The organism is Actinacidiphila epipremni, from assembly GCF_012034175.1.
Lineage (GTDB): Bacteria > Actinomycetota > Actinomycetes > Streptomycetales > Streptomycetaceae > Actinacidiphila > Actinacidiphila epipremni.
Map to the genome: position 1 here is coordinate 329885 of NZ_JAATEJ010000001.1, position 21163 is coordinate 351047.

The 21163-nt window shown below is 74.2% G+C and carries 15 protein-coding genes; 13 read left to right on the top strand and 2 right to left on the bottom strand.

Features of this window, described 5'->3' with window-relative positions:
* Nucleotides 1-4 precede the first annotated feature (4 nt).
* From mreD to HCN08_RS01335, 6 genes are all read left to right on the top strand, one after another.
* Entirely contained in the window at nucleotides 5-655 is a 651-nt protein-coding gene (mreD, locus tag HCN08_RS01310) for a rod shape-determining protein MreD (protein WP_167980918.1), read from the top strand.
* Nucleotides 652-2895 carry a penicillin-binding protein 2 gene (mrdA, locus tag HCN08_RS01315; RefSeq protein WP_167980919.1) on the top strand — a complete coding sequence of 748 codons (2244 nt, stop codon included), beginning with the start codon at nucleotides 652-654 and terminating at the stop codon, nucleotides 2893-2895. The genes mreD and mrdA overlap by 4 nt, the downstream gene beginning before the upstream one ends.
* Complete coding sequence (gene rodA / locus HCN08_RS01320; protein WP_167980920.1) at nucleotides 2892-4091, top strand: rod shape-determining protein RodA; 1200 nt, start codon at nucleotides 2892-2894, stop codon at nucleotides 4089-4091. Before mrdA ends, rodA begins: the two co-directional genes overlap by 4 nt.
* Before the next feature lie 37 nt (nucleotides 4092-4128).
* Entirely contained in the window at nucleotides 4129-5625 is a 1497-nt protein-coding gene (locus HCN08_RS01325; protein ID WP_167980921.1) for a CYTH and CHAD domain-containing protein, read from the top strand.
* A 233-nt stretch (nucleotides 5626-5858) separates the two neighbouring features.
* Nucleotides 5859-7799 carry a TIGR03960 family B12-binding radical SAM protein gene (locus HCN08_RS01330; protein WP_167980922.1) on the top strand — a complete coding sequence of 647 codons (1941 nt, stop codon included), beginning with the start codon at nucleotides 5859-5861 and terminating at the stop codon, nucleotides 7797-7799.
* A 109-nt stretch (nucleotides 7800-7908) separates the two neighbouring features.
* Nucleotides 7909-8328 (top strand): hypothetical protein, encoded by a 420-nt coding sequence (locus HCN08_RS01335; RefSeq protein ID WP_167980923.1) that lies wholly within the window; start codon nucleotides 7909-7911, stop codon nucleotides 8326-8328.
* Nucleotides 8329-8367: 39 nt separating this feature from the next.
* On the opposite strand, the gene HCN08_RS01340 is transcribed toward HCN08_RS01335, so the two are convergent.
* Together HCN08_RS01340 and HCN08_RS01345 are read right to left on the bottom strand one after the other, a co-directional pair.
* The gene (locus tag HCN08_RS01340; protein WP_167980924.1) at nucleotides 8368-9321 is read right to left on the bottom strand and encodes a collagen-like triple helix repeat-containing protein; all 954 of its coding nucleotides are present in this window, start codon (nucleotides 9319-9321) and stop codon (nucleotides 8368-8370) included.
* 78 nt (nucleotides 9322-9399) lie between these two features.
* Nucleotides 9400-10023: a LysE family translocator gene (locus HCN08_RS01345; protein WP_167980925.1), complete on the bottom strand. Its 624-nt coding sequence runs from the start codon at nucleotides 10021-10023 to the stop codon at nucleotides 9400-9402.
* 179 nt (nucleotides 10024-10202) lie between these two features.
* Between HCN08_RS01345 and HCN08_RS01350 the strand changes: the two genes are divergently transcribed.
* The 7 genes from HCN08_RS01350 to obgE all read left to right on the top strand — a co-directional run bounded on the left by HCN08_RS01350 (nucleotide 10203) and on the right by obgE (nucleotide 20929).
* On the top strand, nucleotides 10203-11804 hold the full coding sequence (locus tag HCN08_RS01350; RefSeq protein WP_240969702.1) for an aminotransferase-like domain-containing protein: 1602 nt from the start codon (nucleotides 10203-10205) through the stop codon (nucleotides 11802-11804).
* Nucleotides 11805-11883: 79 nt separating this feature from the next.
* Nucleotides 11884-13167, top strand: coding sequence for a hypothetical protein (locus tag HCN08_RS01355; protein WP_167980927.1), 1284 nt, complete (start codon nucleotides 11884-11886; stop codon nucleotides 13165-13167).
* Between the two features lie 140 nt (nucleotides 13168-13307).
* The gene (locus tag HCN08_RS01360) at nucleotides 13308-14102 is read left to right on the top strand and encodes a TIGR03936 family radical SAM-associated protein (protein ID WP_167980928.1); all 795 of its coding nucleotides are present in this window, start codon (nucleotides 13308-13310) and stop codon (nucleotides 14100-14102) included.
* Between the two features lie 215 nt (nucleotides 14103-14317).
* A complete protein-coding gene (locus HCN08_RS01365) occupies nucleotides 14318-18562 on the top strand; it encodes an Rne/Rng family ribonuclease (RefSeq protein WP_167980929.1) in 4245 nt (1414 codons plus the stop codon).
* Between the two features lie 220 nt (nucleotides 18563-18782).
* Nucleotides 18783-19106: a 50S ribosomal protein L21 gene (gene rplU / locus HCN08_RS01370; RefSeq protein WP_167980930.1), complete on the top strand. Its 324-nt coding sequence runs from the start codon at nucleotides 18783-18785 to the stop codon at nucleotides 19104-19106.
* A gap of 14 nt (nucleotides 19107-19120) precedes the next feature.
* Nucleotides 19121-19375, top strand: a complete 255-nt coding sequence (rpmA, locus tag HCN08_RS01375) for a 50S ribosomal protein L27 (protein WP_031514533.1) — start codon at nucleotides 19121-19123, stop codon at nucleotides 19373-19375.
* Between the two features lie 114 nt (nucleotides 19376-19489).
* Nucleotides 19490-20929, top strand: coding sequence for a GTPase ObgE (gene obgE, locus HCN08_RS01380; protein WP_167980931.1), 1440 nt, complete (start codon nucleotides 19490-19492; stop codon nucleotides 20927-20929).
* The last annotated feature ends 234 nt before the right edge of the window (nucleotides 20930-21163 follow it).

Here is a 21163-nt window from a genome sequence, read left to right on the forward strand (position 1 = left end):
CACCATGCGACTCAACCGCTTCCTGCTTCCCACCGTGCTGGTCGTCATCGCCATGGTCGTCCAGGTCAGCGTGCTGGCCCGGCTGCACCTGCCCGGCGCGGTGCCCGACCTGCTGCTGCTGACCGTGCTGGGCCTGGCCATCAGCTACGGCCATGTCGCCGGCTGCCTGATCGGCTTCTTCGCCGGCCTGCTCGCCGACCTCGCGCCACCGGCCGACCACGCGGTGGGCCGCTACGCGCTCGTCCTGTGCGTCGTCGGCTACGCGGCGGGCCTGGCCAAGCCGGAGAGCGGCCGGCTGCGTACCGCCGCCGGGCCCATGCTGGTCGTCATCGGCGCCTCCGTCGCCACCACGCTGCTGTACGCCGGCGTCGGCAACATCGTCGGCGACACCGCGGGCGCCCATGTGGGCCTGGGCAAGCTGCTGTTCACCGCGACGGTCTACGACCTGCTGCTCGCGCCGTTCGTCGTGCCGCTCGTCATGGCGACGGCCCGGCACTTCGACCACGACCCGATGTCCGAGGACGTCTCCGGCGGCTACGGCGGCGGCAGCCGCGGCCGGATCAGAACCGGTATCAGCGCGCCACGCGGCGGCCTGTTCAGCCGCAGCGGCAGGATGGTCAGAGTCGGCTCGATGGCCAGGGGGGCCAGGCGATGAGCAGCAACATCCCGGAGACCGGGCGCACCACCAGGGTCACCATCCGCCTGGTGATCCTGCAGATCCTGGTGGTCTCGCTGCTGCTGACCCTGGGCGGCCGGCTGTGGTTCCTGCAGATCCGCAACGGCAAGCAGTACGAGCAGAAGGCCGCCAACAACCACATCCAGCAGGTCGTCACGCCCGCCGTGCGCGGCGCGATCCTCGACGACCGCGGGGTGCCGCTCGCCGACAACCAGACCCGCCTGGTGGTCTCCGCCAGCCGCACCGACCTGCTCAAGCAGGCCGACGACGGCACCGCCGTCCTCACCCGGCTGGCCGGCGTGCTCGGCATGAAGCCGCAGGACGTCATGGACAAGGTACGGCTGTGCGACGCCAAGACACCCAAGCCGTGCTGGAACGGCTCGCCCTACCAGCCCATCCCGATCACCGACACCGCCACCACCGAGCAGGCGCTCACCATCATGGAGCGCCGCGAGGACTTCCCCGGCATCACTGCCGAGCCCACCGCGGTGCGCCGCTACGCCTCGCCCAGCAAGGCCAACGCCGCCCAGGTGCTCGGCTACCTCGGCCCGGTCACCGACGACGAGGTCAGCGCGTCGGAGAAGACCGACACCCCGCTGCTGCGCTCGGACCAGATCGGCCGCTCCGGCCTGGAGAGCGCCTACGACAAGCAGCTGCGCGGCACCGCCGGCGTCACCCGCTACGAGGTCGACAACCTCGGCCGGGTCATCGGCAAGGCCGGCGACACTCCCGCCCAGCCGGGCTCCAACCTCGTGACCAGCATTGACGCCCGCGTCCAGGCGGTCACCGAGAAGGAGCTCAACGACGCGATGGTGGCCGCGCGCAAGACGTACGACACCGTCACCCACGAGAACTACAAGGCCGATTCCGGCGCCGCGGTCGTCATGGACAACCGCACCGGGCGGATCATCGCCATGGCGAGCCTGCCGACGTACGACCCCAACGAGTGGGTCGGCGGCATCTCCGCGAAGTCCTACGCGCAGCTGATCGACAAGAAGTCGGACTACCCGCTGCTCAACCGCGCCACCCAGGGCCAGTCCGCGCCCGGTTCGACGTTCAAGGTGATCTCCACCTCGGCCGCCATCAACGCCGGCTACGACCCGGACGGCAACTACCTGTGCTCGTCGTCGATGAGGATCGGCGACCGGGACTTCAAGAACTTCGAGAACGAGGACTTCGGCAACATCACGCTGGGCCGCGCGCTGGAGGTCTCCTGCGACACCGTCTTCTACGGCGTGGCCTACAAGGAGTGGCTGAAGGACGGCGGCACCAACCCCAAGCACCCCAAGGACTGGTTCTTCAAGACCGCCCACCAGTTCGGCCTGGGCACCAAGACCGGGGTGGACCTGCCCGGCGAGGTCACCGGCCGGGTGCCGGACCGGCAGTGGGCCGCCGAGTACAACGACGAGATGCACGACTACTGGTGCCGCATGGCGGCGCAGCACAAGAACGACAAGAAGAAGAGCCTCGCCGTCGAGAACTCCATCGAGAAGTGTGCCGACCACAACATCATCCGCGCCGGTGACTCCGTCAACTACGCCATCGGCCAGGGCGACACGCTCGTCACCCCGGTGCAGATGGCCCGGATCTACGCGGCGCTCGCCAACGGCGGCACCCTCTACCAGCCGACCATCGGCAAGGCCGTGATAAGCGCCGACGGAAAGACCGTCACACCGATCCAGCCCAAGGTCGCCGGCAAGCTGCCCGACACCAAGGCCACCTTGAAGTACATCGACAACGCGCTGGCCGGTGTGGTCACCGAGGGCACCGCCGACTGGAAGTTCGGCGGCTGGCCGCAGGACAAGATCCCGCTGCACGCCAAGACCGGTACTGCCGAGGTCTACGGCAAGCAGACCACGTCCTGGTTCGACACCTACACCAAGGACTACACGATCGTCATGACGATCTCCCAGGGCGGCACCGGCTCCGGCGCCTCCGGTGAGGCGGTCCGCCGCATCTACGAGGCGATGTACGGCATCACCAAGGACAGCGCCACGATCGACCCCAAGAAGGGGATCATGCCGCAGCCGCTCACCACGCTGCCGAAGATCTCCGACGACGGCGTCGTCAGCCAGGCGTCCTTCACGCTCCCCGCCACCGACCAGCTGTACGTGCCGGCCGGCGGCCCGCAGAGCGCCGACGGCCCCGCCGAGGCGGTCGCCGCGCTCGCCCCTGGCCGCCCGGACAAGCTGCTGCTGGGCAGGCGGTACTGGTCATGAGCGCCTCCGGATACGTCAGCATCCCCCGCTACAGCCCCGAGAAGTCCACGCTCGGCAAGATCTTCGCGCGTGACTCGGTCGTCCGCCGGATGGACTGGGTGCTGCTGTTCGCGGCGCTGCTGCTCACCGGCATCGGCACCCTGCTGGTCTACTCCGCGACCCGCAACCGCACCAACCTCACCCACGGCGACCAGTACTACTTCCTGGTCCGCCATCTGATGAACGCCGGTATCGGCTCCGCCCTCGGCATCGGCGCGGTCGTCATCGGCCACCGCCGGATGCGCGATGTCGTGCCCTTCTACTACGGCCTGGCGATCCTCGGCATCCTCGCGGTGCTCAGCCCGCTCGGCTCGACCGTCAACGGCGCGCACTCCTGGATCGTGCTCGGCGGCGGCTTCTCGCTGCAGCCGTCGGAGTTCGTGAAGGTTGCGATCATCGTCGGGATGGCGGTGGTGCTGTCGGCCCGGGTCGACGCGGGTGACCGCGAGACCCCCGACCACCGCACCGTCCTGCAGGCCCTGGGCCTGGCGCTGCTGCCCATCGCGATCATCATGCTGATGCCGGACCTCGGCTCGGTCATGGTGCTCGGCGCGATCGTGCTCGGCGTGCTGCTCGCCTCCGGCGCGTCCAACCGCTGGGTCTTCGGCCTCATCGGCTCCGGCGTCCTCGGCGCCATCGCGGTGTGGCAGCTCGGCATCCTCGACAAGTACCAGATCGACCGCTTCGCGGCCTTCGCCAACCCCGCGCTCGACCCGTCCGGCGTCGGCTACAACACCAGCCAGGCACGTATCGCCATCGGCTCGGGCGGGCTGCTCGGCAAGGGCCTCTTCCACGGCGGGCAGACCACCGGGCAGTTCGTGCCCGAGCAGCAGACGGACTTCGTCTTCTCCGTCGCCGGCGAGGAGCTGGGCTTCGTCGGCGCGGCGCTCATCATCCTGCTGGTCGGCGTCATCCTGTGGCGGGCGTGCGCGATCGCCCGCGGCGCCACCGACCTCTACGGCACGATCGTCGCCGCCGGCATCGTCGCGTGGTTCGCCTTCCAGTCCTTCGAGAACATCGGCATGACGCTCGGCATCATGCCGGTGGCCGGTATCCCCTTGCCCTTCGTGTCCTATGGCGGATCGTCGATGTTCGCCAACTGCATCGCCATAGGACTGCTGCAGTCGGTCAAGATGCAAAGACCCCTGTCCGCCTGACGCCCGGCCGGCGTACGCCGGAGGTACGGTCGAAGGCATGGCCAAGCGCGTACAGGAGACGGAACGCAAGTACGACGGCGGCGCCGGGACGGGGCACCCGGACTTCGTGGGGCTCGCCCCCGGCGCCCGGGCGACCGGCACCGTGGACCTCGAAGCGGTGTACTACGACACCGCGGGACTCGCCCTCGCCGCGCACAAGGTGACGCTGCGCCGGCGCACCGGCGGGGACGACGCCGGATGGCACCTCAAGCTGCCGGCCGCGCAGGCCGACACCCGCACCGAGGTGCGGGCCCCGCTCAGCCCCGCCGCCGACGGCCCACCGGGTGAACTCGCCGCCGAGGTCGCCGCGCTGGCCCGCGGCCGGGAGCTGGAGCCCGTGGTGCGGCTGCGCACCGCCCGCCGCCGGGTGCTGCTCCAGGACGGCCGCGGGCGCACGCTCGCCGAGGTGGCCTACGACAAGGTCCGGGCGAAGGTGCTGGCCTCCGGCGAGGAGCGCGCGTGGTCCGAGGTCGAGGTGGAGCTGGGGCCGGCCGGCGAGCCCGGCCTGCTGGACGCGGTCGAGGAGCGGCTCGCCGACGCGGGGCTGCACCGCTCGGCCTCGCCGTCGAAGCTGGCCCGGGCGCTCGGCGGGCTGCTGGTCGCGCCGCCGGCCCGGGACGCCTCCGCGGTGCCGACGACGGCCGGCGAGACCGCGACCGGCTATCTGCGCGAGCAGCTCACCGCCCTGCTGGCGCTCGACCCGCAGGTGCGCCGGGGCGAGGAGGACGCCGTCCACCGGATGCGGGTCGCGACCCGCAGGGCGCGCAGCGCCCTCAAGAGCTTCCGCAAGGAGCTGGACCGCGCGGTCACCGACCCGGTCGGCGACGAGCTGAAGTGGCTGGCCGCGGTGCTCGGCGCGGAGCGCGACCGGGAGGTGCTGGCGGCGCGGCTCGCCGACCGGTTCGCCGAGCTGGAGCCGGGGCTGCGGACCGCCGACGTACGCCTGCGGCTGGACGCGCAGGCCGGCCCGTCCGCCGAGCAGCACGCGGCGATCGTCCGCGCCCTGGACGGCGCGCGCTACTTCGCCCTGCTCGACGCGCTGGAGGCGCTGACCACCGCGCCGCCCTTCCGCAAGGGCGCGCACAAGCCCGCCGCGAAGGGCGCGGCCCGTACCGTACGGCGGGACCTGGCGCGGGTGCGGTCCCGCGTCGAGGCGGCGCTCGCGGCGGAGGCCGGGACGGCGAAGGACGTGGCGCTGCACGAGGCCCGCAAGGCCGCCAAGCGGGCCCGCTACTCCGCGGAGGCGGTACGGCCGGTGCTGGGGGAGCCGGCGAAGGAGCACAAGGCGCGCATGAAGCACCTCCAGCAGTTGCTGGGCGAGCACCAGGACGGGGTGCTCGCCCGGGAGGCGCTGGAGCGGGCCGCCGCCGCGGCCAGGCCGGCGGGCGAGGACCTGGCGCCGTACGAGGCGATGCTGGCCGCGGAGGCGGCGCGGGCCCGGAAGGCGGAGGAGGCCCTGCCGGGCGCGTGGGCGGAGGCGGACCGGGAGCTGTGAGCGGTGGCTCCTACGGGTGAGCTGCCTGCGGCCTCCCCGGCCCGGGGGTGCGGGGCGCCGCCCGGCTCGGGGCGCGGTCCCGGTCGGAGGCGCCGGGTGCCGTCCGCGCCCCCGGGGTGCGGGTGCCGTCCGGGCGTGGTCGGGGGGTCTTCGGGGCCGGGTACTCTTGAGGGTCACCCAGCCGCGGGCCATGGCCCGCCGGTGCCCACCGTCAGCTGATGAAAGTCGCCGAGATGCCTGTCGAGTCGGTCTTCCCGCGCTTGGAAGCACTTCTCCCGCACGTCCAGAAGCCGATCCAGTACGTCGGCGGTGAGCTGAACTCCACCGTCAAGGAGTGGGACGCCACCGATGTGCGCTGGGCGCTGATGTACCCGGACGCGTACGAGGTCGGGCTGCCGAACCAGGGCGTCATGATCCTCTACGAGGTGCTCAACGAGCGCGAGGGCGTCCTGGCCGAGCGCACGTACAGCGTGTGGCCGGACCTGGAAGCGCTCATGCGCGAGCACGGCGTGCCGCAGTTCACGGTGGACGCGCACCGCCCGGTGCGGGCCTTCGACGTCTTCGGCCTCAGCTTCTCCACGGAGCTGGGCTACACCAACATGCTCACCGCCCTCGACCTCGCCGGCATCCCGCTGGACGCCGCCGAGCGCACCCTCGACGACCCGATCGTGGTGGCCGGCGGCCACGCCGCCTTCAACCCCGAGCCGATCGCCGACTTCGTCGACGCGGCCGTCATCGGCGACGGCGAGCAGGCCGTCCTGGAGATGACCGACGTCATCCGCGCCTGGAAGGCCGAGGGCCGCCCCGGCGGGCGCGACGAGGTGCTGCTGCGGCTGGCGAGGACCGGCGGGGTGTACGTGCCGCGCTTCTACGACGTCGAGTACCTGCCCGACGGCCGGATCGCCCGCGTCGTGCCCAACCGCTCCGGCGTGCCGTGGCGGGTGTCCAAGCACACCGTGATGGACCTCGACGAGTGGCCGTACCCCAAGCAGCCCCTGGTGCCGCTCGCCGAGACCGTCCACGAGCGGATGTCGGTGGAGATCTTCCGCGGCTGCACGCGCGGCTGCCGCTTCTGCCAGGCCGGCATGATCACCCGGCCGGTGCGCGAGCGGTCCATCACCGGCATCGGCGAGATGGTCGAGGCGGGCCTGAAGGCGACCGGCTTCGAGGAGGTCGGCCTGCTGTCGCTGTCGTCGGCCGACCACACCGAGATCGCCGACGTCGCCAAGGGCCTGGCCGACCGCTACGAGGCCGACAAGATCGGCCTGTCGCTGCCGTCCACCCGGGTCGACGCCTTCAACATCGACCTCGCCAACGAGCTGACCCGCAACGGCCGCCGCTCCGGCCTGACGTTCGCGCCCGAGGGCGGCTCGGAGCGGATCCGCAAGGTCATCAACAAGATGGTCTCCGAGGACGACCTGATCCGTACCGTCGCGACCGCGTACGGCAACGGGTGGCGGCAGGTGAAGCTCTACTTCATGTGCGGGCTGCCGACCGAGACCGACGAGGACGTGCTGCAGATCGCGGAGATGGCCAAGAAGGTCATCCAGAAGGGCCGCGAGGTCACCGGCCAGAACGACATCCGCTGCACCGTCTCGATCGGCGGCTTCGTGCCCAAGCCGCACACGCCCTTCCAGTGGGCGCCGCAGCTCGGCGTCGAGGAGACCGACGCGCGGCTGGAGAAGCTGCGCGACGCGATCCGCGGCGACCGCAAGTACGGCCGCAACATCGGCTTCCGCTACCACGACGGCAAGCCCGGCATCATCGAGGGCCTGCTCTCCCGCGGCGACCGCCGCGTGGGCGCCGTCATCCGCGCCGTCTACCAGGACGGCGGACGGTTCGACGGCTGGCGCGAGCACTTCTCCTACGACCGCTGGGTGCGCGCCTGCGAGACCGTCCTGCCCGCCCTCGGTGTCGACCTCCCCTGGTACACCACCCGCGAGCGCACCGCCGAGGAGGTCCTCCCCTGGGACCACCTCGACTCCGGCCTCGACAAGGACTGGCTCTGGGAGGACTGGCAGGACGCCCTCGACGAGACCGAGGTCGACGACTGCCGCTGGACCCCCTGCTTCGACTGCGGCGTGTGCCCCCAGATGGACACCCACATCCAGATCGGCCCCACGGGCCAGAAGCTGCTGCCGCTGTCGGTGGTGAACTCCGGCACGTCCTCCTGACGCGGGCGGCCCCCGTTTCCCGTGCCCGAGTGCCCGGGTGCCCGAGTGGCGGGAACGGGGGCTGCGGGGATCATGGGGAGGGGGATCCTCGACGTGGGGAGTGCTCGTCATGAAGCTGCGGCAGATCCCGCCCCGGGTGGCCACGGGGGCGTTCATCCTGCATTCCGGCCTGCAGAAGTGGAAGGCCGACGACGCGACGGCCGAGGGGCTGCACGGGTTCGCGTGCGGGGCGTATCCGGTCTTCCACAAGCTCACCCCGCAGAAGTTCACCCGGCTGCTGTCGTGCGCCGAGATCACCACGGGCTCCCTGCTGCTGGCCCCCTTCGTCCCCGGCGCGGTCGCCGGCGCCTTCCTCAGCGGCTTCTCCGCCGCCCTCGTCGGCCTCTACGGCCGCACCCCCGGCCTCCGCGAGCCCGGCAGCGTCTGGCCGACCCAGAACGGCATCCCCCTGGCCAAGGACTCCTGGATGCTCGGCATCGGCCTCGGCCTGGTCACCGACGACCTCACCGACGCCTGCCGCCACCGCTGACCGTCGGTTCCGCCGTACGCGCCCGGCGGGTGACGGGGGTCAGGAGGGGTCCGGGGCCGGGTGGGTGAGGGCGGACATCACCTGGCGCATGGTGGGGACGAGGTCCTTGGCGTAGGGGGTGGTGTCGACGTACGTCGGGCGGGCGTTGCTGCCGTCGGAGTTGCGGGGGGTGTCGCCGCGGCGGATGTCCCAGTCGTTGCGGCCGGTGAGGGTCAGGGAGAAGACGGCGCCGCCGTGGCGGACGTCGAGGGACTGGCGGTATTTCTCGCTGCTCAGGTCGGCGCGGTCGCCGATGCCGCGCGGGTGGGTCGTCCACTCGATGTCGGACGTGTAGACGTACGCCACGCCCGAGCCGGGCGGCGGGGTGCGCACGCTCGTGCTGCTCACCGCGTCGAACTCCGCCGCCGGGTCGGTCTTCTTGTGCAGGTCGACGCTCACGGACACCGTGTACGTCGTCCACCAGCCGTCGCCGTTGCTGACGGTCGCGGTCAGGTCGCACGTGAGGTGGTCCAGGGCCGTGCTCCGGCTCACGGTGGGCGGTCCGGCGTCGAAGGAGCCGACGCCCAGGTCGTCGGCGAGGGGCCTGAGGTCGCGGTCGGTGCAGGGGTTGCCGGCGATGTCGTAGCCGTGCAGGTCGGGCGGGGCGACCCGGCCGTATCCGGTGCCCTGGAGCACTGCCGCCCACACCGCGGACGTCACGACGACCGCGCCGAGCGCCCACGCCCATGGGCGGTCCTTGAGGCGGTGCAGCAGCGGGGGCGGGTGGTTGTCGTCGCTCAGGACGTCGAAGCCGAGGGGTCCGGCGGGGCCTGGGATGCCGGCTGTGCCGGGCGGGCCGGCCGGGCTGTCGAAGCCGATGGAGCCGATGGAGCCGGCGCGGCCGGTGCGGCCGTCGAAGGGCGTGGCGTCGGGCGGGCCCGCCGTGACCGCGGCCCCGAGCAACTCGGGCCGGCCGGCGTCCTCGTCGCCCACCATCTCCGGTTCACCGATCACGCCGGTTCCACCCCCTGCGTCTCCCTCTCACCCTAGGCGGTGGCGGACGGTGCGTCACCGGGGCGTCGGGCGGTCGCCTCAGCGCGCGGCGAGGGCGAGTTTCGCGCCGAGCGTGACGAAGGAGCCGGCGAACACCCGCCGCAGCCAGGTCATCACCCGCGGGCGCGCGGCGATCTGCCGGCGTACGGACGCGGCGACCAGTCCGTACGCGGCGAAGACCGCGAACGTCATGAGCATGAAGACGCCGCTGAGCGCGAGCATGTGCGCCGCCGGGTGCGGGTCGCCGTCGCGGACGAACTGGGGGAGGAAGGCGAAGAAGAAGATGGTCAGCTTGGGGTTGAGGAGGTTGAGCAGCACGGCGGAACGCACGACGCGCAGTGCGGGGCGGGGCGCGGTGCTGCCCTCCTGCGCGTCCGGTACGGGGAGCGCGTCCTTGTCGCGCAGGGTGGACCAGGCCATGTACAGCAGCCAGGCGGCGCCGCCGTACGTGAGCAGCCGGAAGGCGAGCGGGCTGGCGTGCAGCAGCGCGGCGGCGCCGGTCACGGTGGCCAGTACGTGCGGCACGATCCCGAGCGTGCACCCGGCCGCCGCGACGACCCCGGCCCTGCGGCCGTCCGCGAGCGCGACGGACAGCGTGTAGACGACGCCGGTGCCGGGGGTGAGGCACATGACGAGGGTGGTGAGGAGGAAGGCGAGGGTCATTCCGGGGACTCCTGGCGGGGTGGGTTGCGTGCGGGGTGACCGCCGGGCGGGCCCGGCGAGCACCACACTGGTGCGACCATGGCCTGGTGAACAGGTCCAAAGGGGAGGGCTCCGAGGGGTCCATAACGCATCCGGTGACTGAGTCGGACAGCGCGGCCGGTGGGGGTGGGGCGGATTTTCTGCAACTGGACCTTGCCGACGCGCCCGGCGGCAGGCTCGCGGAGTGGCTGGCGGGGCAGGTGCGGGGGGCGGTGTCGGACGGCCGGCTTCCCGTCGGGGCGCGGCTGCCGGCCACGCGGGTGCTCGCCGCGGACCTCGGGGTGTCGCGCGGGGTCGTGACGGAGGCGTACCGCCGGCTCGCGGAGGACGGGCACGTCGCCGGGCGGCGGCGCGGCGGCACGGTGGTGGTCGCGGGGCCGCTCGGCGGGGAGCGCGCGGGGCCCGGGGCGGACCCGGCGGCGGGCGGGGCGGCTTCGCCCGGCTCCGGCCTCGGCTTCGGCCTCGGCTCCGCGTCCGGCGCCGGCGTTCGGGCCGCGGGCGACCGGCGTACGGCGTCCGCAACGGACCGGGCTGCGGGTCGGGCGGCGGACCGGGCTGCGGGTCCGGCGGCCTCGGGGCCGCAACTCACCGCGGGCGGCGGGCTCTTCGACGGCGAGCCCGGGCACGACGTCTTCGACCGGCTCCAGAAAGCGCCGGCCAGGTTCGACCTCTCGCCCGGCGCGCCCGACCTCGCCGCCTTCCCGCGCAGCGCCTGGCTGCGGGCCGAGCGCGCGGTGCTCGGCGGGCTGCCGGCCGCGGAGCTGGGGTACGGGGACCCGCGGGGCACGCCCGCGCTGCGGGGCGCCGTCGCCGACTGGCTGGCCCGCAACCGCGGCATCCCCGCCGCGCCGGAGGACGTCGTCGTGGTCGCCGGCACCGCGCAGGCGCTCGGCCTGCTCGCGCAGGTGCTGCGCGCCGAGGGCACCTCCACCGTCGCGTTCGAGGAGCCCGGCTCGCTCGGCGTGCGGCTGCACCTGCGGCGGGCCGGCCTGGCGACGCCCCCCGTCCCCGTCGACGCCCACGGCGTACGCGTCGACGCGCTGCGGGCGACCGGCGCGCCCGCCGTACTGCTCACGCCCGCGCACCAGTTCCCGACCGGCGTGGTGCTCGGCGGGGACCGGCGGCGGGCGCTCATGGCGTGGGCGCGCGAGGGCGGGCTGGTCGTCGAGGACGACTACGACGCCGAGCACCGCTACGACCGCCCGCCGGTGGCCGCGCTGCGCGCGCTCATGCCCGACCGGGTCGTCTACGCCGGCAGCGTGTCGAAGCTGCTCGCGCCCGCCCTGCGGATCGGCTGGATGCTCGTGCCGCCGCACTACCGCGACGCGTTCGTCGAGGCCAAGCGCTACACCGACCTCGGCAACGCCACGCTGCCGCAGCTCACCCTCGCCGCGCTGATGCGCAGCGGCGCCCTGGAGCGGCAGTTGCGGCTGCTGCGCCGCCGGCACCGGCAGCGCAGGGACGCGATGATCGCCGCGGTCCGGGAGCAGTTGCCCGGCGCGGTCGTGCACGGCGCCGCCGCCGGACTGCACCTGACGGTCACCTTCAGCCGGCTGCCCGGCGCGGTCGGCGACACCGCGCTGGCCGCCGCCGCGCTCGCGCACGGCGTCAAGCTCCATCCCCTGTCCTGGCACCGGCAGTTGCCGGGCCCGCCGGGCCTGGTGCTGGGGTACGCCGCCCGTACGCCCACCGAGATCGTCGGCGCGGTCGCCGTCGTCGGCCGCCTGCTGCGGACGACCTGACGGGCTGCCAGGAGCCGTACGGCACTTGACCGGTGCCGGAAGGGTGGGCGCTGTCAGAGGCGGCTGTTACGTTCGAGGGGTGGCTCACGAGGGGGAGGCCCGGCGGCAGGAACCGCCGGGGGACGGCTGTGTGGTGATCGCGGTACGGATTCCGGTCCGCGTCGTCACCTTCGCCGTCGTGCTGCCCGTGCGCCTGGTGTGGGACCTGCTCGCCGCCGCGGTCCGCGCATGCCGTACGGCGTGGCGGTGGACGTGGCGCCGGGTGCTCGGCCCTGTGCTCGTATTCGTCTGGAGGTATCTGGTCGCGGCGCCGGTCCGCGCGCTGTTCCGTCACGTGCTGGTGCCGCTCGTGGAGCGCGTCCTGATACCCGCGCTGCGGGCGCTGTGGCGCTGGGGCGTCGTGCCGGCCGTACGGGGCATGGCCGCGCTGGGGTCCGCGGTGTGGCGCGGGCTGGTCCTGCTGGGCAGGGGAGCGGTCCTGGCCGGGCGCGGGCTGGCGTATCTGTGGCGGGTGCTGGTCGTCATACCCCTGACGTGGCTGGGGCGCGCCCTCGCCGCGCTGTGGCGGGTGCTCGCGGTGCTGCCGGCGGGCTGGCTGTGGCGCCGGGTCGTGCTCCCGGCGGCACGGGCGGGGCGCGAGGTCGTGCTCGTCCTCGTGGGGCTCCTGCTGGTGCTGCCGGCGGTGTTCCTGTGGCGCCGGGTGCTCCTGCCACTCGTCCGGGGGATCGGCGCGGGCTTCGGGCTGGGCGGGCGCGCCGCCGGCCGGGCGCTCGGCTGGACCTGGCGGTGGCTGGTCGCCGCCCCGGTGGCCTTCCTGTGGCGCCGGGCGGTCGTACCGCTCGCCCGCGAGACCTGGGTGGCGCTGGGCTTCGCGTGGCGCGGCACGGCGTTCGTCTCCCGCGCGCTCGGACGCGCCCTGGCGTGGGCCGCCCGCCGGCTCATCGCGGCGCCGCTGGTGTGGGCCGCGCGCGTGCTGGTCGCGGCCCCGGTGACCTGGGCGGCCCGCGTACTCGTCGCCGCCCCCGCAGCATGGGCATGGCGCACCGCCGGCGCCCCCACGCTGCGGGCGATACGGGCGACCGGCCGCTGGTACCGCAAGGCGGTCTGGCAACCGGTCGCCGAAGCGGCGTCCGAGGCCCGCCGGACACTGCGCTACGTCCTGCTCGGCAACCGCCCCCGAACCGACCGCCTGCCCCCACCGCCGAAGAGCGCAACCGGCTACGCCGCCGTGCCCGCCCCGAACGCCGACCCCGAACCGGGCGCCGGGCCGGTCGCGGCGCGGGCCGAGGAGCCGGTGGGGTACGACACGGAGTACGGCGTGCCGCTGCCCGGGAGCGTGCCGCCGGGCGGCGAGGTCCGCTGAGCCCGGCGCTCGCGGGGAAGCGCGGCGACGGTGGTGCGGTGCGCGGCGTAACCTTGGGGGTGACGACGTACGCCGACTTCTGTAGGGACTGAACGACACTGGGCAAGCGACAGCCCGAAGGCCCGCCGCCCGCGCCGACCGTGCAGCGCATCCGGTTGCGCTACACCAAGCGAGGCCGCCTCCGGTTCACCAGCCACCGTGACTTCCAGCGCGCCTTCGAGCGGGCCCTTCGCCGGGCCGAGGTGCCGATGGCGTACTCCGCGGGCTTCACCCCGCACCCCAAGGTGTCCTACGCCAACGCCGCACCCACCGGCGTCGGCAGCGAGGCGGAGTATCTGGAGATCGGCCTGGCGCAGTTCCGCGACCCGGAGCAGCTGCGGGCCCGGCTGGACGAGTCGCTGCCCGACGGCCTCGACATCACCGAGGCGGTGGAGGCCCGCACCTCGGGTCTCGTCGAGCGCCTGGAGGTGTCGGTGTGGCAGCTCCGGCTGGACGGCGTGGACCCCGCCGACGCCCGGCGGGCGGTCGCGGCGTTCCTCGCGGCCGACACCGTGGAAGTACAGCGCAGCACGAAGAACGGCGTCCGCACCTTCGACTGCCGGGCCGCCGTCACGCGGTTCGAGGTCGTCGAGGGTGGGGAGGACTCCGGAAGCGGGAACGCGCCCGCGGGTACGGATGCGGCGACGCACCCGGCCACCGATACGCCGCAGGACCGCGCCTGTGCGATACTGCGGCTGGTTGTGCGGCACCTGACACCTGCCGTACGGCCCGACGACGTACTGTCCGGCCTCCGAACGACGGCCGACCTCGCGCCGCCGGTCCCCGCAGCGGTGACCAGGCTGGCGCAGGGGCCGCTCGACGGGGACACCGGCACGGTCACCGACCCGCTCGCGCCCGATCGCGACGCCGTGGCGGTGCCCGCCGGTACCGCGTAGCCACGTCGTCACGCGTCGCCGACGCACCAGGGAGCCACCCGGGTCCGGCGCCGCAGACCACATGAGACTTTCGTCGGCCCCCGCACGGGCGGCCGACGAGCGACACAGCAGCTCCCGTGCGGCGCCCGCGCCCCGGAGGGCGGCGCCGCGATCCAAGCGGCATGCCGCACCCGATCCGGCGCGGCGCCCGGGAGCATGACGGGAGCACTGCCCGAATGCCCGACCAGACTGACAACGACGCCCAGAACACCCCCGAGACCGCCGTCGACGCCCCCGCGGCGCCGCGCCGCCGCCGCGCCGCCTCCCGCCCGGCGGGACCGCCCGCCGGCGCCGAAGACGCGAACGGCGGTACGGACGAGGCCGCCGCCGAGCCCGCGCCGGCCAGGCGCCGCACCCGCAAGACCGCTGCCGCGCAGCCCGCGGCGGCCGAGACCGACGCCGCCGGCGACGCTTCGTCCGCCGGGTCCGGTGAGTCCGCCGATGCCGACGCGCCGGCCAAGCCGCGCCGCCGGGCGACCCGCAAGGCCGCCGCGCCGGCCGCCGAGGCCGCGCCCGCCGCGGACACCGCTGACCAGCCCGCCGCGCCCGTGGAGGAGGAGGCAGCGCCCGCGCGCACCCGCCGCCGCGCCACGCGCAAGGCCGCGTCCGCCGAGGCCCCGGCCACGGAAGAGGCCGCGCCTGCCGCGGAGGAAGCCGCGCCCACGCGCCGCCGGGCGACCCGCAAGACCGCAGCCGCCGAGGCCCCCGCCGCCGAGGAGGCCGCGCCTGCTGGGGAGGATGCCGCCCCGGCCCGTACGCGCCGCCGGGCGACGCGTAAGGTCGCGAGCCCTGCCGCTGCGGAGGCCACCGAGGCCACCGAAGCGCCGGAGGCCGTGGTGACGCCGGCCACGGAGGCCCAGGCGCCTGCCGCCGAGGCCGCGCCCGAGTCCGCGCCCGCCGCGGAGGACGCCGTCCCGGCTCGTACCCGTCGCCGGGCGACGCGTAAGGTCGCGAGCCCCGCCGAGGCCCCCGCCCCGGAAGCCGCGCCCGCCGCCGAGGCCCCGGTCGCGGAAGCTCAGGCGCCTGCCGCCGAGGCCGCGCCCGCCGCGGAGGACGCCGCCCCGGCCCGTACCCGTCGCCGCGCGACGCGCAAGGTCGCGAGCCCCGCCGAGGCCCCCGCCCCGGAAGCCGCGCCCGCCGCCGAAGCGCCCGCCGCCGAGGCCCCGCCCGCCGCGCAGCAGCAGCCGCAAGCGCCGGACCAGCAGCCGCAAGCCCAAGCACAAGCGCCCGAGCGCGAGCAGCCCCGCCGCTCCCGTAAGAAGTCCGCCCCCGCCGTCCCCACCTTCTCCGCCGGCGAAGGCTCCCGGCGGCTGAAGCCCGGCGCGCTCGCCCCCCGCGAGGAGGACGGCGCCGCGCCCCACGCGTACACCGGCAAGGTGCTGCGGGACGGCGACGGCTGGGCCGTCGAGGTCGATGAGGCGTACGAGATCCGCGGCTACGGCGACACGCCCGAGACGGCCACCGCCCAGGCGCTGGCCGCGCTCGCCGACGCCTTCGGCATCCCCGTGGAGCAGCTGACGCTCGCCGTGCGCACCGAGGACGAGGCGCCCGCGCCCGCCTCCCGTGGCCGCCGCCGGGTCGTGCAGCCGCCGACCGCGGTCTTCCAGCCCCCCGTCTTCGTCGCCGGCGCCACGCCCGCCGCACCCGCCGTGCCCGCGGACGGCGCCGAGACCGAGCCGGCCGAGCCCGAGCCGGACGAGTACGAGGGCGGCGGCTCGCGCCGCCGCCGGCGCCGCCGTGGCGGAGCCCCCGCGGAGGCCGCGCCCGAGGCCGTGGCGGCCGTCGAGTCGGCCGAGGCCGAGGCCGACACCGACGCGGAGCCCGAGGACGCCGAGGCCGAGGACGGCGACGAGGGCCGCTCGACCTCCCGGCGCCGCCGCCGCGGTGGCCGCCGCCGGCGTCGCGGTGAGGCCGCCGAGCACGCCGAGGACACCGACGACACCTCCGAGGAGGAGGACGAGGAGCACGACGCCGAGGAGCCCGAGGGCGACGAGGCCGAGGACGACCAGGCGCACGGCGTCGGCACCGGCGGGAGCAGCAGCAGCCGGCGCAGGCGCCGCCGGCGCCGTCGCGGCGGTGACGCGGGCGGGGACGAGGCGCACGCCGACTCCGACGACCCGGAGCGCACCGTCGTCAAGGTGCGCGAGCCGCGCCCGCAGGAGCCGGCCGGCACCGGCGCCGACCAGGTGCAGTCCATCAAGGGCTCGACCCGCCTTGAGGCGAAGAAGCAGCGCCGCCGCGAGGGCCGCGAGCAGGGCCGCCGCCGGGTGCCGATCATCACCGAGGCGGAGTTCCTGGCCCGCCGCGAGGCCGTCGAGCGCGTCATGGTGGTGCGGCAGAACGGCGAGCGCACCCAGATCGGCGTGCTGGAGGACAACGTCCTCGTCGAGCACTACGTCAACAAGGAGCAGGCGACCTCGTACGTCGGCAACGTCTACCTGGGCAAGGTGCAGAACGTCCTGCCGTCCATGGAGGCCGCGTTCGTCGACATCGGCAAGGGCCGCAACGCCGTGCTCTACGCCGGTGAGGTCAACTTCGAGGCGCTGGGCCTGTCCGGCGGCCCGCGCCGCATCGAGTCGGCGCTGAAGTCCGGCCAGCCGGTGCTGGTGCAGGTCACCAAGGACCCGATCGGCCACAAGGGCGCCCGCCTGACCAGCCAGGTCAGCCTGCCCGGCCGCTACCTGGTCTACGTGCCCGAGGGCTCGATGACCGGCATCAGCCGCAAGCTGCCCGACACCGAGCGGGCCCGGCTGAAGTCCATCCTGAAGAAGATCGTCCCCGAGGACGCGGGCGTCATCGTGCGCACCGCCGCCGAGGGCGCGAGCGAGGACGAGCTGCGCCGCGACGTCGAGCGGCTCCAGTCGCAGTGGGACGACATCCAGCGCAAGGCCAAGCAGGGCGGCGGCTCCAGCGCCCCGACGCTGCTCTACGGCGAGCCGGACATGACCGTCCGGGTGGTCCGCGACATCTTCAACGAGGACTTCTCGAAGGTCGTCGTCAGCGGCGACGAGGCGTGGAGCACCATCCACGACTACGTCACGCACGTCGCGCCCGACCTCGCCGACCGGCTCAGCCGGTGGACGTCGGAGGTGGACGTCTTCGCCGCCAACCGCATCGACGAGCAGCTGCTCAAGGCGCTCGACCGCAAGGTGTGGCTGCCCTCGGGCGGGTCGCTGGTGATCGACAAGACCGAGGCGATGGTCGTCATCGACGTCAACACGGGCAAGTTCACCGGGCAGGGCGGCAACCTGGAGGAGACCGTCACCCGCAACAACCTGGAGGCGGCCGAGGAGATCGTCCGCCAGCTGCGGCTGCGCGACCTCGGCGGCATCGTCGTCATCGACTTCATCGACATGGTCCTGGAGTCCAACCGGGACCTGGTCATGCGGCGGCTGCTGGAGTGCCTGGGCCGGGACCGCACCAAGCACCAGGTGGCCGAGGTCACCTCGCTGGGCCTGGTGCAGATGACCCGCAAGCGGGTCGGGCAGGGGCTGCTGGAGTCCTTCTCCGAGACGTGCGTGCACTGCAACGGGCGCGGCGTCATCGTCCACATGGACCAGGCGACGACCACCGGCGGTGGCGGCGGCAAGCGCAAGCGCCGCGGCGGCCGGGCCGGCGCGGACGTCCACGAGCACGACCACGAGCACGAGCCCGTGGCGGCCGAGGCGGAGACCGCGGTGCTCGACGAGGCCGAGGCGCTGCCGGAGCTGGAGCCGATCGAGGTCGGCGAGTCCGACCTGGTGCCGGCCGTCGGCGACCCGGAGGAGGAGTGGTTCGGCAGCGCCGCGGAGGCCGAGGCCGCAGCGCAGCCCCGTGGCCGCGCCCGCCGCCGCGGCTCGCGCAAGGCGACCGCCCCCGCGGGCGCCCCGGCCGCGGCCGAGCCTGAGCCGGCCGTGGTGGTCGTCCCGGTCAGCGAGCCGGACGTCGAGCCGCCGGCCGCGCTGCCCGAGCCCGAGGTCTCGACCGAGCCTCCGGTACGCAGCCGGCGCCGTGCGACGCGTAAGGCGACGGCCCCGGCGGGCGCTCCCGCGGCGGCCGAGGAGGCCGCGGTCGTCGTCGTGGCGTCCGAGCCCGCCGCCCCGGTGGCCGCGCTGCCCGAGCCCGAGGTCTCCACCGAGCCTCCGGTACGCAGCCGGCGCCGTGCGACGCGTAAGGCGACGGCCCCGGCGGGCGCCCCCGCGGCGGCCGAGGAGGCGGCGGTCGTGGTCGTCCCGGCGACGGCGCACGAGCCGGCCGCGCAGGGCGAGCCCGCCGCGGAGGGCGAGCCGGAGCCGAAGAAGCGGGCGGCCCGCAAGGCCCCGGCGAAGAAGGCGGCGAAGAAGACCGCCGCCAAGAAGACGGCCAAGAAGGCGGCGACCAAGACCGCCGCGAAGACCGCCGCGAAGAAGACGGCCAAGAAGACCGCCGCCCCGGCGGAGTGAGCCCGGCCCGGGCGGGCGCCACCCCCACCGCGGGGCGGCGCCCGCCCGGCGCGCAGGCGATTTGACCGGCGCGAACGCCCTCCGTAGAGTTGAGCTTCGGCGTTTCGCGCCCTCTCCTGAGCACATCCCTCCCGGCCCGACTGGGAGAGGCCTCCCGTAAGCAGCGTGGGACGGCTGGCATCAGGGGTTCCGTATCGAGCAGGCAGAGAGTGAGTTCAGCGTGTACGCGATCGTGCGTAGCGGTGGCCGCCAGCACAAGGTGGCCATCGGCGACATCGTCGAGGTCGACAAGATTCCCACGGGCAAGGTCGGCGACGCCGTCGAGCTCTCCACCCTGCTCGTGGTCGACGGCGAGGCCGTCACCAGCGACCCGTGGGTGCTGGCCGGGATCAAGGTGCAGGCCGAGATCGTCGACCACCACAAGGGCCAGAAGATCGACATTCTGCGCTACAAGAACAAGACCGGTTACCGCCGGCGCCAGGGTCACCGCCAGCAGTACACGGCGCTGAAGATCACTGGCATCCCCGCTGCGGCTGCGAAGTAAGGGACTGAGGAGAGATGGCACACAAGAAGGGCGCATCGTCCACTCGGAACGGTCGCGACTCCAACGCTCAGCGGCTCGGCGTCAAGCGCTTCGGCGGCCAGGTCGTCAACGCCGGTGAGATCATCGTCCGCCAGCGCGGCACGCACTTCCACCCCGGCTCGGGCGTGGGCATCGGCAAGGACGACACGCTGTTCGCGCTGTCGGCCGGTGCGGTCGAGTTCGGCACGAAGCGAGGCCGCCGCGTCGTGAACATCGTTCCGGCTGCCTGAACGGCTGCCTGGGCTTTTCCGAGGGCGGACCTTGCTTCCCGCAGGTTGCGGGAAGCGGGGCCGCCCTCGGTGTGTTTGTGTGTACGTCACCCGGTGTTTTCAGGAGGAAATGCGATGACCACCTTCGTGGACCGCGTCGAGCTGCATGTCGCCGCGGGTAACGGGGGCCATGGCTGCGCCTCCGTGCACCGTGAGAAGTTCAAGCCGCTCGGCGGCCCGGACGGCGGGAACGGCGGGCGCGGCGGCGATGTGGTCCTGGTCGTCGACCAGGACGTCACGACGCTGCTGGAGTACCACCACAGCCCGCACCGCAAGGCCACCAACGGCAAGCCCGGCGAGGGCGGCAACCGCGCCGGCAAGGACGGCACCGACCTGGTGCTGCCGGTGCCGGACGGCACGGTGGTGCTGGACAAGCAGGGCAACGTGCTGGCCGACCTGGTCGGCCAGGGCACGTCCTTCGTCGCCGGCCAGGGGGGCCGCGGCGGCCTCGGCAACGCCGCGCTCGCCTCCGCCCGCCGCAAGGCGCCCGGCTTCGCGCTGCTGGGCGAGCCGGGGACGGCGCGCGATGTGGTGCTGGAGCTCAAGACCGTCGCGGACGTGGCGCTCGTGGGGTACCCGAGCGCGGGGAAGTCCTCGCTGATCTCGGTGCTGTCGGCGGCCAAGCCGAAGATCGCGGACTACCCCTTCACCACGCTGGTGCCCAACCTCGGCGTGGTCACCGCGGGCGAGACCGTCTACACCATCGCGGACGTGCCGGGCCTCATCCCGGGCGCGAGCGAGGGCCGCGGGCTCGGCCTTGAGTTCCTGCGGCACGTCGAGCGCTGCTCGGTGCTCGTGCACGTGCTGGACACCGCGACGCTGGAGTCCGACCGCGACCCGGCCACCGACCTCGACGTCATCGAGGCGGAGCTGCGCGCGTACGGGGCGGGGCTCGCCGACCGGCCGCGCATCGTGGCGCTCAACAAGGTCGACGTGCCCGACGGCCGCGAGCTCGCCGCGATGGTCCGCCCCGACCTGGAGGCCCGCGGCTACCGGGTCTTCGAGGTGTCCGCCGTCGCGCACGAGGGCCTGCGCGAGTTGTCGTTCGCGCTGGCCGGGATCGTCGCCGAGACCCGCGCGGCCCGCCCGGTCCAGGAGTCCACCCGGGTCGTCATCCGCCCGCAGGCCGTCGACGACTCCGGCTTCACCGTCACCGTCGAGGACGACCTCTACCGCGTCCGCGGCGAGAAGCCCGAACGGTGGGTCCGCCAGACCGACTTCGCCAACGACGAGGCCGTCGGCTACCTCGCCGACCGCCTCAACCGCCTCGGCGTCGAGGACGCCCTCCGCGACGCCGGCGCCAAGCCCGGCGACGGCGTCGCCATCGGCCCCGACGACGACGCGGTCGTCTTCGACTGGGAACCCACCATCGCCGCCGGCGCCGAAATGCTCGGCCGCCGCGGCGAAGACCACCGTTTCGACGCCCCCCGCCCGGCAGCCTCCCGCCGCCGCGACCGCCAGGCGGCCCACGACGAGTCGGAGTCGGAGTACCGCGACTTCGACCCCTTCGCGTAGGTCCCCTTCGCGTAGGGGGGTGTGGTGGGTCCCGGACGGAGTCCGGGCAGCCGGCCGAAGCTGCGAAGCATGCGAGGTCGGCCGTGGGAAGGTTCTGCCCACCGCTTCGACGCCCCCCGCCCGGCAGCCTCCCGCCGCCGCGACCGCCAAGCGGCCCACGACGAGTCGGAGTCTGAGTACCGCGACTTCGACCCCTTCGCGTAGGGAACGCGCGGCCCCCTCGCGCAAGGCTCC

Coding starts and splice junctions, on each gene's coding strand:
- mreD (WP_167980918.1), top strand. CDS start 5: ATGCGACTCAACCGCTTCCTGCTTCCCACCGTGCTGGTCGTCATCGCC.
- mrdA (WP_167980919.1), top strand. CDS start 652: ATGAGCAGCAACATCCCGGAGACCGGGCGCACCACCAGGGTCACCATC.
- rodA (WP_167980920.1), top strand. CDS start 2,892: ATGAGCGCCTCCGGATACGTCAGCATCCCCCGCTACAGCCCCGAGAAG.
- HCN08_RS01325 (WP_167980921.1), top strand. CDS start 4,129: ATGGCCAAGCGCGTACAGGAGACGGAACGCAAGTACGACGGCGGCGCC.
- HCN08_RS01330 (WP_167980922.1), top strand. CDS start 5,859: ATGCCTGTCGAGTCGGTCTTCCCGCGCTTGGAAGCACTTCTCCCGCAC.
- HCN08_RS01335 (WP_167980923.1), top strand. CDS start 7,909: ATGAAGCTGCGGCAGATCCCGCCCCGGGTGGCCACGGGGGCGTTCATC.
- HCN08_RS01345 (WP_167980925.1), bottom strand. CDS start 10,023: ATGACCCTCGCCTTCCTCCTCACCACCCTCGTCATGTGCCTCACCCCC.
- HCN08_RS01365 (WP_167980929.1), top strand. CDS start 14,318: ATGCCCGACCAGACTGACAACGACGCCCAGAACACCCCCGAGACCGCC.
- rpmA (WP_031514533.1), top strand. CDS start 19,121: ATGGCACACAAGAAGGGCGCATCGTCCACTCGGAACGGTCGCGACTCC.
- obgE (WP_167980931.1), top strand. CDS start 19,490: ATGACCACCTTCGTGGACCGCGTCGAGCTGCATGTCGCCGCGGGTAAC.